The sequence below is a fragment of the Metabacillus litoralis genome (assembly GCF_003667825.1).
GTDB classification, from domain to species: Bacteria; Bacillota; Bacilli; order Bacillales; family Bacillaceae; genus Metabacillus; species Metabacillus litoralis_B.
This window is the reverse complement of the sequence record NZ_CP033043.1, coordinates 3,224,681-3,239,860: the sequence shown is the minus strand read 5'-3', so window position 1 is coordinate 3,239,860 and position 15,180 is coordinate 3,224,681. Positions and strand designations below refer to the sequence as shown.

General features: G+C 37.6%; 11 protein-coding genes. All 11 read left to right on the top strand.

Annotated features, from left to right (window positions below):
* Window positions 1–33: 33 nt before the first annotated feature.
* Complete coding sequence (locus tag D9842_RS16165) at window positions 34–837, top strand: DUF4430 domain-containing protein (RefSeq protein WP_232273890.1); 804 nt, start codon at window positions 34–36, stop codon at window positions 835–837.
* Between the two features lie 6 nt (window positions 838–843).
* The gene (locus D9842_RS16160; protein WP_121665093.1) at window positions 844–1,731 is read left to right on the top strand and encodes an energy-coupling factor transporter transmembrane component T; all 888 of its coding nucleotides are present in this window, start codon (window positions 844–846) and stop codon (window positions 1,729–1,731) included.
* The gene (locus tag D9842_RS16155) at window positions 1,704–3,353 is read left to right on the top strand and encodes an ABC transporter ATP-binding protein (RefSeq protein WP_121663382.1); all 1,650 of its coding nucleotides are present in this window, start codon (window positions 1,704–1,706) and stop codon (window positions 3,351–3,353) included. The genes D9842_RS16160 and D9842_RS16155 overlap by 28 nt, the downstream gene beginning before the upstream one ends.
* Window positions 3,335–4,024 carry an ECF transporter S component gene (locus D9842_RS16150; protein ID WP_232273817.1) on the top strand — a complete coding sequence of 230 codons (690 nt, stop codon included), beginning with the start codon at window positions 3,335–3,337 and terminating at the stop codon, window positions 4,022–4,024. The genes D9842_RS16155 and D9842_RS16150 overlap by 19 nt, the downstream gene beginning before the upstream one ends.
* A gap of 257 nt (window positions 4,025–4,281) precedes the next feature.
* On the top strand, window positions 4,282–5,424 hold the full coding sequence (locus D9842_RS16145) for a histidine kinase N-terminal domain-containing protein (protein WP_121665091.1): 1,143 nt from the start codon (window positions 4,282–4,284) through the stop codon (window positions 5,422–5,424).
* Window positions 5,425–5,623: 199 nt separating this feature from the next.
* Window positions 5,624–6,505 (top strand): 6-phosphofructokinase, encoded by an 882-nt coding sequence (locus D9842_RS16140; protein ID WP_121663381.1) that lies wholly within the window; start codon window positions 5,624–5,626, stop codon window positions 6,503–6,505.
* Window positions 6,502–8,514, top strand: a complete 2,013-nt coding sequence (gene tkt / locus D9842_RS16135; protein ID WP_121663380.1) for a transketolase — start codon at window positions 6,502–6,504, stop codon at window positions 8,512–8,514. The genes D9842_RS16140 and tkt overlap by 4 nt, the downstream gene beginning before the upstream one ends.
* 95 nt (window positions 8,515–8,609) lie before the next feature.
* The gene (locus D9842_RS16130) at window positions 8,610–9,554 is read left to right on the top strand and encodes a DNA-binding transcriptional repressor DeoR (protein WP_121663379.1); all 945 of its coding nucleotides are present in this window, start codon (window positions 8,610–8,612) and stop codon (window positions 9,552–9,554) included.
* 67 nt (window positions 9,555–9,621) lie between these two features.
* Window positions 9,622–10,146, top strand: coding sequence for a type 1 glutamine amidotransferase domain-containing protein (locus tag D9842_RS16125; protein ID WP_121663378.1), 525 nt, complete (start codon window positions 9,622–9,624; stop codon window positions 10,144–10,146).
* 1,331 nt (window positions 10,147–11,477) lie between these two features.
* The gene (locus D9842_RS16120) at window positions 11,478–11,876 is read left to right on the top strand and encodes a GNAT family N-acetyltransferase (RefSeq protein ID WP_121663377.1); all 399 of its coding nucleotides are present in this window, start codon (window positions 11,478–11,480) and stop codon (window positions 11,874–11,876) included.
* Window positions 11,877–12,110: 234 nt separating this feature from the next.
* Window positions 12,111–15,140, top strand: a complete 3,030-nt coding sequence (locus tag D9842_RS16115; RefSeq protein WP_121663376.1) for an efflux RND transporter permease subunit — start codon at window positions 12,111–12,113, stop codon at window positions 15,138–15,140.
* Window positions 15,141–15,180: the final 40 nt, after the last annotated feature.

Genomic DNA, 15,180 nt, shown 5'->3' with positions numbered 1-15,180 from the left:
AAAAACAATTGGAGGTGTAACGCTTTGTCAAAAATGAAAACCTTTCTGCTGATCGTGTTCTCAACAATTTTATTCTTTACTGCAGCATGTGAAAAAGACGAAGTATCACCGGTATTAAATGAAGAAGCAAGTGAGGAAACGCAGTCAAACGATAAGAGTGATCAAGAAGCTGAACAACTAGCTGATTCCACAAAAGAAGTCGAATCGGAAGATAAACAAGAAGTGCAAACGGAAGAGAAAACTACAGAAGAAACAACGGCTGTTGTTAAAGAAGATAAAAAAGAAGAAACAAAAGAACCATCTTCTACATCATCACAAAGCAAGTCTTCTAATACAACGACTAGTACAACAAACACTTCTGAAAAGAAAGAAACAGAAAAAGTACAAAGCACTACTCAAAAGACTGAAACAACAACAAAAAAAGCTACAAATGAATCAACGAGACAAGATACAACGACTGCTACAAAAGAACAATCAACCACTCCACCACCGAAAAAGGAAGAACCAAAGCCTACGGTTACCATTTCAATTGTAGGTGATAGTGAAAAAGGAACCATTCTTCCTGCTACAAAGGTTGTGATGAGTGAAGGAAACACAGTTTTGGATGTGACATTAACGATCTTAAAACAAAAAGGTATACCTGTTAGTGTAACAGGAAGCGGTTCATCTGCGTATGTGGAGGGTATTGATAATTTATTTGAATTTGACAGAGGTCAATTTAGTGGCTGGACTGTAAAAAGAAATGGTTCGACGTTAAACCGAAGCGCAGGTGTTATTGCAGTCACTAATGGTGATACTGTTCAGTGGATTTATACAACAAATTATAATGAGGATTAATTGATCATGAATAGAGGAATTCATAGCTTTCATCCTTTTGTTAGTTTTTTTTATTATGTGGGCGCAGCAGCACTGGTCATGCTTTATAAGCATCCGGTGTTTTTATTTGTTGCAGCTCTTTTGTTCATTTTTTTTCATTTACAGCTTGATAAGGGGAAAACATTAAGAAGCTGGCTTGTTATGATGTTTTTTCTATCTATTTTCTTTCTAATTATTAATCCTTTAATCAATCGAAGAGGAACTCATATTTTATTTTATTTATATCATAATCCTGTCATGTTAGAGGCAATTATACAGGGAGTGATTTTAGCATTATCAATCTTTACGCTATTGGTTTTATTTGCTTCGTATAACCTTGTGATCACAGCTGAGAAGTTTTTATTTCTTTTCTCTAGGATACTTCCTCAATGGGCTTTACTAACGATGCTTTCTATGAGATTTGTGCCATTGTTAAAACGTAGATTAAGAGAAATAGAATCGGTACAAAAAGGGAAGGGTTTGTCTGTTTCAGAGGGGAAAATTCGAACTCGTGCAAAGAACGGTATTTTACTTATACAAATTTTATTAACATGGTCTTTAGAGGAAGCCATTCAAACCGCAGATTCTATGGCCGCACGTGGGTACGGTCTAAAAAAAAGAAGCAAATATACGCCTTTTAAAATGAAAATACAAGATTGGCTTGTACTGTTTACGTTACTATTGATAGGAAGTGTAGCAGTAGCAGGCTGGTGGCTGGGAGATGGGGTGTTAAGCATTTATCCTATTTTAGAATCACCAGTTATCCAAGGAAGAGAATGGTTTTATCTTGGCGTTTTCACTCTATATCTTGCCATCCCACTATTTATTGAGGGGAGGGATACAGTTCGATGGCATTTTTGGAAGCAAAAAATATAAGCTTTACTTACCCTGATGAAAAAAAACCTGTATTAAAGGACGTTTCATTTTCAGTTGAACAGGGGGAATTTATCGTTCTTTGTGGTCCATCTGGAAGTGGAAAATCTACTTTACTCCGGCTTATTAAGAGAGAAATTGCTCCACACGGAGAAAAAAAAGGTGATTTCTTCATAGAGAATAACTCCCTTTCAACTATTGAAGCAGAAGAAGCTGCAAAAAGGATCGGCATGGTCTTTCAAGATCCAGAAAATCAAATCGTGATGGACAAGGTTTTAGAAGAACTTATTTTTGGGCTAGAAAATATGGGAGTATCGACAGAAGAGATGAGAAAGCGAGTAGCAGAGATTGTCCATTTCTTCGGTATAGAAGGTTTACTTGATAAAAAAACATATGAGCTTTCTGGAGGACAAAAGCAGCTTGTTAACTTAGCGGCTGTTCTGTTAACGGAGCCTAAGGTATTATTACTTGATGAGCCAACGTCTCAATTAGATCCTGTTGCAGCAAGAGAGTTTATCGGAATGCTTCAAACGATGAATGAAGAATTTGGCATCACAGTTATTATTGCAGAGCATCGGTTAGAAGAGCTATTTGCGATTGCCGACCGAGCAATGGTGTTGGATAAAGGTGAAATGCTTTACTTTGATCATCCGCGTAGTGTTATTCAAAGGCTTGGACTAGATAAGAATCATGCGATGTACAATTACTTACCAAGCCCTGCAAGATTATTTTTAGATCAAAGCTCTGAAAAACATTCTGGTTTGATCCCCTTGTCTGTTAAGGAAGGGAAGAAGTGGTTAAATAATTTGCAAGTTAAAGTTACAAATGAAACCACAGAGAATATACCCTACCAAAATGTACTTTTACAGGTAAAGCACCTTGACTTCCAATATTCGAAGGACACGAACAAAATATTAAATGACTTATCCCTAAGCGTATATGAAGGGGAATGGCTAACAATAGTCGGAGCTAATGGTACTGGAAAATCTACGCTCTTAAAGGTGATGGCAGGCTTAGCTAGAACACAGAGAGGTTCAATTTATTACAAAGGTAAAAAAGTGAAAAAACAACTTCCTAATGAAATAGGCTTTCTCCCACAAAACCCTAAGTTATTTTTTCTACAAGATACGATTGAAGATGAGCTAAAAGAGATTATTTTATATCATCATGTAAATGCTGGAGAAAAAAGGATGCAAGAGTTGCTCGATCTTTTTAACCTAGAGCATCTTTTAATGCGGCATCCATATGACGTTAGTGGAGGGGAAATGCAAAAGGCGGCCCTAGCTGGGGTGCTGTTGCCACAGCCCTCCTTACTTCTTGTGGATGAACCAACGAAAGGGCTTGATCCAGATTCTAAACAGCAATTCGGAGAGCTGCTAAAAGAACTACAAAAACAAGGTTTAACGATCGTAATGGTTACACATGATATTGAATTTGCGGCAAGTTATTCAACAAGATGTGCCATGATGTTTCAAGGGTCTATTACAACAGAAGCCCCTTCTAAGCGTTTTTTTCAAGGAAATGCATTTTATACAACGGTCGTAAATCGAATGACAAGAGGCAGTCATATTCCTGATGCCTTAACGGTTGAGGAGGCTCGATTGTCTTGGGACGTCCAAAAATAATACTACTAATTTCTGTCTTAATCATCACCTTCATCCTACTCTGCGGAACACTCATTGCGGAGCAGCAATTTCTTCTTGTTAGTGTACTATTTATGCTAGGTACATTCCTTCCTTTTATGATTCGTTTTGAACGAAGAAAGGTTATGGGAAGGGAGCTTGTTATTTTAGCCATTCTTGCAGCGATTGCTGCGGTTAGCCGTGTCCCGTTTGCTTCAATTCCAAGTGTGCAGCCGACAACGTTTGTGATCATTGTTACAGGGTTCGTTTTCGGAGCAGAAAGTGGGTTTGTCGTTGGTGCACTTGCTGCTTTGGTTTCGAACCTATTTTTGGGTCAAGGACCATGGACTCCTTGGCAAATGTATGCCTGGGGAATGATAGGGTTATGTGCTGGATTTTTACGCGGGACATGGATACAAGTGTCACCAATTGGAAGAGCAATCTTTGGATTTATAACAGGGATATTATTCGGATGGGTGATGAACCTATGGTATTTTGTTAGTCTCGGTGATGAAATAAAACTAGTGGAGATTTTGGCGTATTATGGAGCAAGTTTATATTTTGATTTAGCTCATGCTATCTCAAATGTATTTTTCTTGCTACTCTTTGCAACAGGCTGGATGAAAATTCTCCAGAGGTTCAGGAGAAAGTATGGATTATTAGAGGGTAAGTAATATGTAAAGCGTAGAGCATTGAATATTCAATGCTCTTTTTTAGCGTCATTTGATAATCATCATTTAATCTCATTCAAATGACCTATTGAAAGGATAAGACAAAATTCCCTTTGGATTATGGTGTGATTAAATTAAAATCAAAAATAATCAATCATCCTTAAAAAAAAATGAAAAATAGAAAGGGTTTTTATCGTTTTTTGTCTAATTTTTTATATAGGCCTTTGACTCATTGAAAGCGGTGATAAATATTGAACTCTATGTCTGGATCGACTCTTTCTGTTGTAGAGAAATTAATTAAGTTTCTTGAGGAAACAGAAGAGGACTTTTTATCATTATGGAAAGAAAGCATCATTTTACGCGAAGATGATATTTTTAAAGATAGAGTGAGTGGGAACGGACATCAAATGTACTTATTGGTGAAGAAATCATTGAAAAGCTCTATCGAAGATGAAGAGATAAAAGAGCTAGCCTATAGAGTGGCGAAGGAACGGGTCCTTAGTAAGAGTAATATTGGTGAGTTTGTTTACAATGTAAATGTTGGGAGAAGCACGGTAATAAAGTATATTATTAAATCTGGAATTTCAATTAACGATTTACAACCAATTATTAACCAAATAAATGATCACTTTGATCGTTATTGTTATCATGCTGTTACTAGATATACTGAACTAAAAGATATTGAGATAAAAGAGAAAATGGTGTTTGTTAATCAATCTCATAAAGACAGGTTATCCCTGCTTGGGCAAATGTCCTCTAGTTTTGTACATGAATTCCGTAATCCCCTTACATCAGTTATGGGCTTTGTAAAGTTGTTGAAAAATGAAAATCCCGCTTTAAAGTATATGGACACTATAGAGCATGAGCTTGATCAATTAAAATTTAGAATCACTCAATTCTTACATGCTTCTAAGTTGGAAGTAGCTGATAAGCAGAAAGAAGAAATAGTGGTTAAGAAGCTTTTCGATGAAATCACAGCGTTTCTTTATCCTAGCATCGTCGATGGTGATGTTAAGTTATCAATGACAATAGATCCTACTTGTACAATCGTTGCAGTAAAAGATGAAATCAAACAAGTATTAGTGAATATTATCTTAAATTCTATAGATGCTTTAAAACATAATAACTCAATAGATCGTAAACTATGTATTAAAAGTGAAACAAGGCAGGGTTCTATCTTGTTTAACATTACAAATAATGGACCAGAAATTCCGGAAGAAACAAAAGAAGCAATCTTTGAGCCCTTTTATACGACTAAGAGTCTAGGCACAGGAATTGGATTATATGTGTGTAAATCTCTGATTGAAAAGCACAATGGAACGATATATTGTGAGTCATATAAGAATAAAACATCTTTTATCATAACACTTCCAATAAATGAAAAGAAACCGACCGTAGATTAAATAGAGAGGTCGGTTTTTTGTTGTTTTTAAAGTGATAAGAATTCAATGCGTTGTAAAGCGTTTACAATATAGAAAAAGTAAAATTTCTAATAATTTAGTGTTTTATATATTTATCTTTACAACTATTTCGTGTATACTAGTCATTGTTACAAATGTTCATTATGAGTTGAACGAAATTTCTTGAGAAGGGGTAACGATAATGAAGATAGGTGTAGTTCATTTTGGTTGTGCTTCAGCAGGTGCAACAGAGATCGTTCGTACCCTAGTAGAAGAAGCATCTAGTCAAGGGGATAAGGTTTACGGCATTGAATGGAATGCTTCAGCAAAAAAAATACAACAAACTGAACTTGACAGAAATTCACTTCATACATTTGGCTTTAATCGGTATAGATTGAATCGATTTTCTATTAATATATGGAACGAACAGCTAGATAAGATTGCGAGTGAATTATCTGAGCTTGATCAGGTTATTTTATTAGGGGACACAAAAGCTAATCTGGACCATTTTACATCTAAATTATTAGTAGTACCAATTAGCTATTACAATAATATAAATGGTTCACAAGCAACATTAGGTTATGATACTGCTTTAAATTCAATTGTTGAAAGCATTGAAAGTGTTAGGGATACAGCTAGTTCATTATCGTATGGTAAGGTTCGCGTTTTTAATGTGCAAATACCTGGATTTGAGTCTTCACGGTTATTAAACGACACAGCATTAGCAGTAGATGCAGAGGTTGTGGATCAAGTGAACGACGATGTGATTAATCGATTAAAACAGCATATTAGGAACAAGGAAGCGAATAAAGAAGGATACACCTTTTTTGTAATGGATAACTCTGTAGACCCAGAGGAATTAGGAAAGCATTTTGAAGAGTTTGATCTTGATTGGAAGGCTGTTGTGATCGATGAGTCACAATGTGGTGGGCCTTATCCTACTGCCGTTGATCGACTTCTTGCTAATCAATTAAAGAGATCAGTTGTAGAATGGGTTAGGTCAAATCACAAATCAGGTCAATTACTTATCCAAGATAATAAAGTCATTATAAGTGAATTGAAACAATCGGAGGGAATAAAATGAGTGAATTAACACAAACAGAAAAGTTATCAATTGAAACAATCCGTACTTTGTCAATCGACGCGATTGAAAAGGCTAATTCAGGACATCCAGGAATGCCAATGGGTGCAGCTCCTATGGCTTACACATTATGGACAAAATTTATGAATGTAAATCCATCAAACCCAAGCTGGTTTAACAGAGATCGTTTTGTTCTTTCAGCAGGTCATGGCTCTATGTTACTTTACAGCCTTCTTCACTTAACAGGTTATGATGTAACAATGGACGATTTAAAAGAATTTAGACAATGGGGAAGCAAAACTCCAGGACACCCTGAGTTTGGTCACACACCAGGTGTAGATGCAACAACAGGTCCTCTAGGACAAGGTATTGCAATGGCAGTAGGTATGGCAATGGCTGAGCGTCATTTAGCTGAAACTTACAACAAGCCTTCATATAATGTAGTGGATCACTATACTTACGCAATCTGTGGTGATGGAGACTTAATGGAAGGTATTTCTTCTGAAGCAGCATCATTAGCAGCTCACTTAAAACTAGGTCGTCTAGTTGTATTATATGATTCAAACGATATTTCATTAGATGGTGACCTTGATCGCTCATTCTCTGAAAATGTTGAACAACGTTTCACAGCACAAGGCTGGCAAGTTATTCGCGTTGAAAACGGAAATGACTTGAACGAAATTTCAGCAGCAATTGAACAAGCGAAACAAGACTTAGATCGTCCAACATTAATTGAAGTAAAAACAACAATCGGATTTGGTTCACCAAACAAATCAGGTAAATCAGCTTCTCACGGTTCTCCACTAGGTGCCGATGAAATTAAATTAACGAAAGCAGCTTACGACTGGACATTTGAAGAAGACTTCCATGTTCCAGGTGAAGTTTATGACCACTTCAACAAAACTGTTCATGAAGCTGGAAAAGCGAAAGAAGAAGAGTGGAATTCTCTAGTAGCTGCATATGAAAAAGAATTTCCTGAGTTAGGAAAACAATTTAAACATGCAGTGAGTGGTGAGCTTCCAGAAGGTTGGGATCAACACATTCCAGTTTATGAAGAAGGCTCAAGCCTAGCATCTCGTGCTTCTTCTGGTGAAGTGTTAAACGGAATTGCACAAGGTCTTCCATCATTCTTTGGTGGTTCAGCAGACTTAGCAGGTTCAAACAAAACAACAATTAGCGGTAGCGGTGATTTCACAAGTGAAGATTACAGTGGCCGTAACATTTGGTTCGGTGTTCGTGAGTTTGCAATGGGTGCAGCATTAAACGGTATGGCATTACACGGTGGTTTACATGTATTCGGAGGAACATTCTTCGTATTCTCAGATTACCTACGTCCAGCTATTCGTCTTGCAGCTCTTATGAACTTACCAGTAACATATGTGTTTACACATGACAGTATTGCTGTTGGTGAAGATGGCCCTACACATGAGCCAATCGAGCAGCTTCCATCATTACGTGCAATGCCTAATCTTTCTGTTGTACGTCCAGCTGATGGAAATGAAACAGCAGCAGCTTGGAAAACTGCAATTGAGTCAACATCTACTCCAACTGCGCTTGTGTTAACTCGTCAAAACTTAAAAACAATCAAAGGTACGAACGAAACAGCTTATGAAGGTGTGAAAAAAGGAGCATATGTGATTTCACCAGCTAATAAAGAAACAGCAGACGTTCTTTTACTAGCATCAGGTTCAGAGGTTGGTTTAGCAATAGAAGCACAACAAGTATTAGCTCAAGAAGGTATTGAAGCAGCTGTTGTGAGTATGCCAGCTTGGGATCGCTTCGAGGCACAATCTCAGGAATACAAGCGTTCTGTTCTTCCAAAAGAAGTGAAGAGACGTCTTGCAATAGAAATGGCTTCACCACTTGGTTGGGATCGTTACACTGGAGACGAAGGAGATATTTTAGCAATCAATACATTTGGTGCTTCAGCTCCTGAAAAACGTATTCTAGCTGAATACGGCTTTACAGTTGAAAACGTAGTAGCGCGTGTGAAAAAGTTAATCCAAGAATAAGATAGAACATGAAGAGGCTGACTGACGGAAATGGATGTCAGCCTCTTGTATGTCATTGTCGCAAGAAAAAAAGTCTAATTAATTAGGTGCAGAAAATGGAAAGAGATAAGCTTAATAAAATCATTGAAGCTGCTAGACTTTACTATCAATTAGATTATAGTCAGCAAGAGATTGCAAAAAAATTAGACGTTTCCAGACCAACTGTTTCCAGATTGCTAAAACAAGCGAAGGATTCCGGAATTGTTGAGATTACCATCCATAATCCTGTAGAGGCTGGTGAACAATTGACGGAACGATTAAGAGACAAGTTCGGCCTAAAAGAAGTGATTGTTGTCTCTATGTCTGAACATGACAATACGAATATAAAAAAACAGCTAGGTGAGGTTGCAGCTGACTATCTAAACAAAATTGTAAAAGATTATGATGTGATTGCAACATCATGGGGTACGACAATTTATGAAGTTGCAACAAGACTGAAGCAAAGACCCTTAAGCCATACAACAATTGTTCAGCTGAATGGCGGGGTTAGCCATTCAGAGACAAAGACATATGCGTCAGAAATCATTCATTTGTTTGGTGAAGCATATAATACCCAAACATTTTTGTTACCGTTACCAGCAATTGTAGATCATATTGTAGTAAAGCAAGCAATTGAAGCTGATCGACATATTCATAAAATTCTCGACCTTGGTAAACAGGCAAATATCGCCATATTTAGTGTTGGGACACCTGTTGTAGACTCTGTTCTTTTACAAGCTGAATATCTATCAAAGGAAGACCAACATTTAATTCAATCAAGAGCAGCTGGAGAAATTTGTTCTAGATTTTTTGATAAAAATGGTGAGATTTGTGTAGAAAGTCTAAACAATCGAACAATCGGTATAGAACTCCACGAATTAGCCAAAAAAGAGAAATCAATATTGGTTGCGGGTGGATCCAAAAAACTGGAAGCTATATACGGAGCACTAAAAGGGAAATATGCCAATGTGTTAATTACAGATCAACATACAGCAAGCCTGTTAATCGAAATGGATGTCTAGTTTAATCATTTGTTTTATTTGGATTGTTAAGGTATCGTGAAACTATGTATAAGAAGGGGGAAAGGATATGAGACTTTCAGGCAAAAAAATACTAAGCTTTGTTCATGAAGATTTTGAAGACTTGGAGCTTTGGTACCCAATTCATCGATTACGTGAAGAAGGAGCCACTGTTCATTTAGCAGGTGAAGATGCGAACTTTACTTATAAAGGAAAATACGGTGTTCCGGCTACTTCTGATTTTCAATTTCAAGATATTAATCCAAGCGATTATGACGCATTACTCGTTCCGGGCGGCTGGGCTCCTGATAAGCTTCGACGCTTTAAGGAAGTAATCGAGATTGTTCAGCATATGGAAGAAAATCAAAAACCAATTGGTCAAATCTGTCATGCTGGCTGGGTATTAATCTCTGCGAAAATTTTGAACGGAAAAACTGTGACAAGCACACCTGGAATCCGTGATGATATGGAAAATGCCGGTGCTAAGTGGCTTGATGAACCTGTTGTTGTCGACGGTCACCTAGTGTCAAGTCGTCGTCCACCTGATCTACCGGACTATATGAGAGAATTTATTAAGGTGTTAGAGAATAAATAATGTAAGGTGAAAAGCCCCCTTTTTGTTTTAAAAAGGGGGCTTTGTTTGTATAGGACTAGTATTGCTTACAGTCTCTATGGGGACAGGAATTGTTCTAAATAAATTGCGTCTCGAAACAGAGAGAATCGGGACAAAAATCGAAGTGGGGAGAGAAAATGAGTCTCGATAGTGGGTGTTTCTGGACAGAAAAACAGAAGCGAGCAGTTAATTGAGTCACGATAGTGGCAGTATCGGGACAGAAAGCAGAGCGGGAAGAGAAAATGAGTCTCGATAGTGGCAGAATCGGGACAGAAATCAAAGCGAGCAGAGAAAATGGGTCCCGATAGTGAGGGAATCGGGACAGAAGCCAGAGCGAGCCAGAGAAGATGAGTCCCGATAGTAGGTGAATCGAGACAGAAAGCAGAGCGGGAAGAGAAAATGAGTCTCGATAGTGGCAGTATCGGGACAGAAAGCAGAGCGGGAAGAGAAAATGAGTCTCGATAGTGGCAGTATCGGGACAGAAAGCAGAGCGGGAAGAGAAAATGAGTCTCGATAGTGGCAGTATCGGGACAGAAAGCAGAGCGGGAAGAGAAAATGAGTCTCGATAGTGGCAGTATCGGGACAGAAAGCAGAGCGGGAAGAGAAAATGAGTCTCGATAGTGGCAGAATCGAGACAGAAACCAAAGCGAGCAGAGAAAATGGGTCCCGATAGTAGGTGAATCGAGACAGAAAACAGAGCAAGCAGAGAAAATGAGTCCCGATAGTAGGTGAATCGAGACAGAAACCAGAGCAAGCAGAGAAAATGAGTCCCGATAGTAGGTGAATCAGGACAGAAAACAGAGCAAGCAGAGAAAATGAGTCCCGATAGTAGGTGAACCAGGACAGAAACCAGAGCAAGCAGAGAAAATGAGTCCCGATAGTAGGTGAATCAGGACAGAAACAAGAGCAAGCAGAGAAAATGAGTCCCGATAGTAGGTGAATCAGGACAGAAACCAGAGCGAGCAGAGAAAATGAGTCTCGATAGTAGGTGAATCAGGACAGAAGCCAGAGCGAGCAGAGAAAATGAGTCTCGATAGTGGCAGTATCGAGACAGGAAGCAGAGCTGGAAGGATCAAACTTGTGTCTCGAAACAGTGCCTCAATCCAGACAAACATATCCCTCGCCAGCAAGATCATGTACAAATACTTCCTTATTTGAGCTGATTTCTCCTGTCTTTCAAAGCGCCTAACACTACAAACCTCGCCGAATAGTAAGTATCCCCACAACCGATTAAAGAGAAATTTTCCCAAAAACCGCTTTTATAACGATTCGCTTCATTATATACTTAGAAAAAACACAAAGGGGAGATGTAGATGAATTATACATACAAAGTCCATGACAAAATTAGTGCAGCTGAGCTTTCACAAGTTTTTAAAGCTTCCGGAATACGACGACCTGTTGATGATTTAGACCGACTCCAAAAAATGATCGAACAGGCAGATGTTATCATAACGGCACGAACAGACAATCAAGTCATTGGTGTTGCTAGAGCGATTACAGATTTCAGTTATTGCTGCTATCTATCAGATCTTGCAGTCGATAAAGATCATCAAAAAGCTGGAATAGGTAAGAATCTTATAAAATTATTACAAGAGGAAATTGGGGAAGAGGTTTCTCTTTTATTGCTTTCTGCTCCTGAAGCAATGGAATATTATCCGAAAATCGGATTTACTTCTTTTGATAATGGGTTTAGTATCCCTAGAAAAAAATAATATAACAATGCGTTGAAAAAGGCAGACACTCGTCTGTCTTTTTTTATTTTTAATCATAATACGTCTCAAGTCGTAGATGATTTTACACCTCAGGTCATTTAACGCTTCCACTTTTTGTTATTAAAATAATGACTGTAGTAACTAACGGGATAAGACGAATTTTACTTATGAGTAGGAAGGAGTTAAGAGAGTTTACTCGTATTCACCAAAAATATGAAAAGGGAGTTTTATATTATGTCATGGTTTACAAAATGGTCATTTAAAAACAAAGCAGCTGTTTTCTTAATGTCGACGTTGATTTTAGTGATGGGAGTTTTAAGTTATTTTCGCTTGCCTATGGAATTTTTACCCTCAGCAGATCAGCCGTTTATCTCAGTTGTAACGATGGGGAACGGAATGGATGCAAGCACGATGGAGGATCAAGTTACCACCCCAATAGAAAATGCGATAGACGGAGTAAATGGCAAAAAAAATGTATTTTCAACGACTGGTGATGGCTATTCATCAGTTGATATTCATCTAGAATCTAGTGTTGATAAAAAAGAAGCAAAGCGTGAAATTGAGGAAGCGTTGGCGAATGTTCAATTACCTCAGAATGTAATGAAGCCCAATATAGTCCAACTTAATACATCAATGATTCCGGTATCATACATTGCTTTAACATTTGACGAGGGTATTAATCCAGAAACCATACAATATGCACAAGATGAAATTGTTCCTTACTTTAAAAACATTGATGGTGTAGCAGATATTCAAACAAACGGTATTATTCCTTCTTTTGTATCCGTTGAATTAGATGAGAAAAAGATGGCTGAAAAGCAGGTGTCCATTGAGAGTGTGATGACATTGCTTCAGGGACAGATTGTTTCAGCAGCCATTGCTGAGAACACTATTGATGGAAAAGCATCTAACATTAAAGTGATTGGTGATGTTGATACAATTGAAAAACTAGAAAATACAGAAGTTATCATAGGTGCTCCTTTAAAAGATATAGCAGAAATTAAAATAGAAAAACAAGATAACAATCTTACAAAAGTAAATGGATCTGATGCTTTAACATTTGTTATAACAAAAGACAGTCAATCGAATGCTGTAACGATCAGTAAAGAAGCGGAGAAAGTATCAGAGGAAATTAACGAGAAATATGATCAGTTGGAAACAACCGTTGTTTTAGCCTCAGCAGATATGGTTGAATCATCTGTTCACAGTATGATTAAAGAAGTTTTATTAGGTGCACTTTTTGCCACAATAGTTATAATGATCTTCTTACGTAATTTACGCTCAACATTAATTACAATCGTATCGATTCCATTGTCATTAGGTTTTACACTGTTTCTACTGGCGCAATCGGGTGTTACATTAAATATTTTAACACTTGGTGGTGTGGCAGTTGCGGTAGGGCGTTTAGTAGATGATAGTATTGTTGTGATAGAGAACATCTTTAGAAGAGCACAAACGGAGAAGTTTTCAGTCAAAATGGTCATAGATGCAACGAAAGAAGTAGGATCTGCCATCACTTCATCGACGTTAACAACAGTTGCTGTCTTTTTACCGATGGGATTAATAGGAGGTAGCTTACAAGATTTCCTATTACCATTTGCCTTAACAATCACTTATTCATTACTAGCATCCTTAATCGTTGCTTTAACAATTGTTCCGGTTATGAGTGCAGGATTATTAAAGAATGCACAAATGAAAGAGCACAAACCTTCTGTTAAGTTTACTAGATTTTTAACTTGGTCACTGAATCATAAATGGGTTGTTCTTTTAACATCATTTATTCTGTTCGCGGGGTCAATCGGGGGTTATATGTTACTTCCTAAAGGCTCTGTAGATAAAACAAAAGCAGATTATGTTTATGTGTCGTTAAAATATCCTAATGAAACACCAATAGAAAAAGTAAAAGAAGAGTCGGCAAAGCTTGAAGAATTTGTAATGGAACAAAATGAGCTTGAAAATGTTTATTTACAACTTGGGAACTCAGCGGATTCTGCAAAATATGGTGAGGTAGGAGATCCAACCCAAACTCAGATTATGGCAATTCTGAAAGAAGATGCAGATATGCAAGCATTTATAGACAAGGTGAACACACAGAAAGAAGAATATAAAGATGCTACATTAGAAGTGACGGAAGCATCTATGATGAGTGGCGGTTCTACATCGATTACCGTAGATGTGATTGGTGAGGATGTTGAGGAATTAACGGATCTTTCAGAAAAGATCACTGCAGAAATTAAGGATATTGATGGAGTTGAAAAGGTTTCATCGAACCAGGATGAAACAAAAACTGTTTATTCCTTTGTTGTTGATCCTAGTCTGGCTAAGGCTGATCAAATCGCTCAACAGGCAGCTGTTATGCTGAATCAAACGCCGCTTGGTTCAATTGAAGTGAATGATCAACAAACAATGGTCATGCTTGAGCCTGTTTACACACCTGACACGGAAAAAGAATTATCTGAAGTTCCGATTATGACAGCAAACGGAATGACAACTATTTCGAAGGTTGCCCAGCTTCAACAAACTGAAGAGCCGACTAGCACATTCCATAAAGATGGTGAGCAATATGTGAGGGTAACAGCTAATGTAAATCCTGAAAAACTTTCAGAAATTTCTACTGAAGTAAATAGTAAGATTTTTGGAGATAAAGAAACAGAAGGAATAGACATTCCAGATGATATTGACGTGTTTGTTGGCGGGGCTAGTGCAGACCAAGCAAGTGACTTTAATGACTTATTTATGACAATGCTCGCTTCCATTGGAATTGTGTTCTTAATCATGGTGATTACGTTTAAAACAATTCGTGCACCGATTGCTATTCTGTTCTCACTTCCACTAGCTGCAATTGGTGCAATTCTAGGAATTATGATTAGTGGTATTTCCGTTGATGTAACAGCATTACTTGGGGCACTTATGTTAATCGGAATTGTTGTAACAAATGCGATCGTCCTACTTGATCGAGTGAAGCAAAATGAGAAAACGATGATTATTCGTGATGCAGTAGTTGAAGCTGCAACCATTCGTATGAGACCAATCATTATGACAGCAGTAGCTACTATTTCAGCTATGCTACCACTACTATTTAAAGAAGCAGAGTCAGGAAACTTAGTTTCTGCAAGTCTTGCCATTGTAGTAATTGGGGGACTAAGTGTAGCTACACTCTTAACTCTTGTAGTGATTCCAGTTGTTTATGAGCTTCTTTATTTTAGAAAATCAAAAAAGCAAAGAAATCAAGTTAAGAAGCAAGAAGGTACAATTGCAGTTTAATAAAAATTAGAAAAAACGCTGGTAGCTTTACATTTCAGGT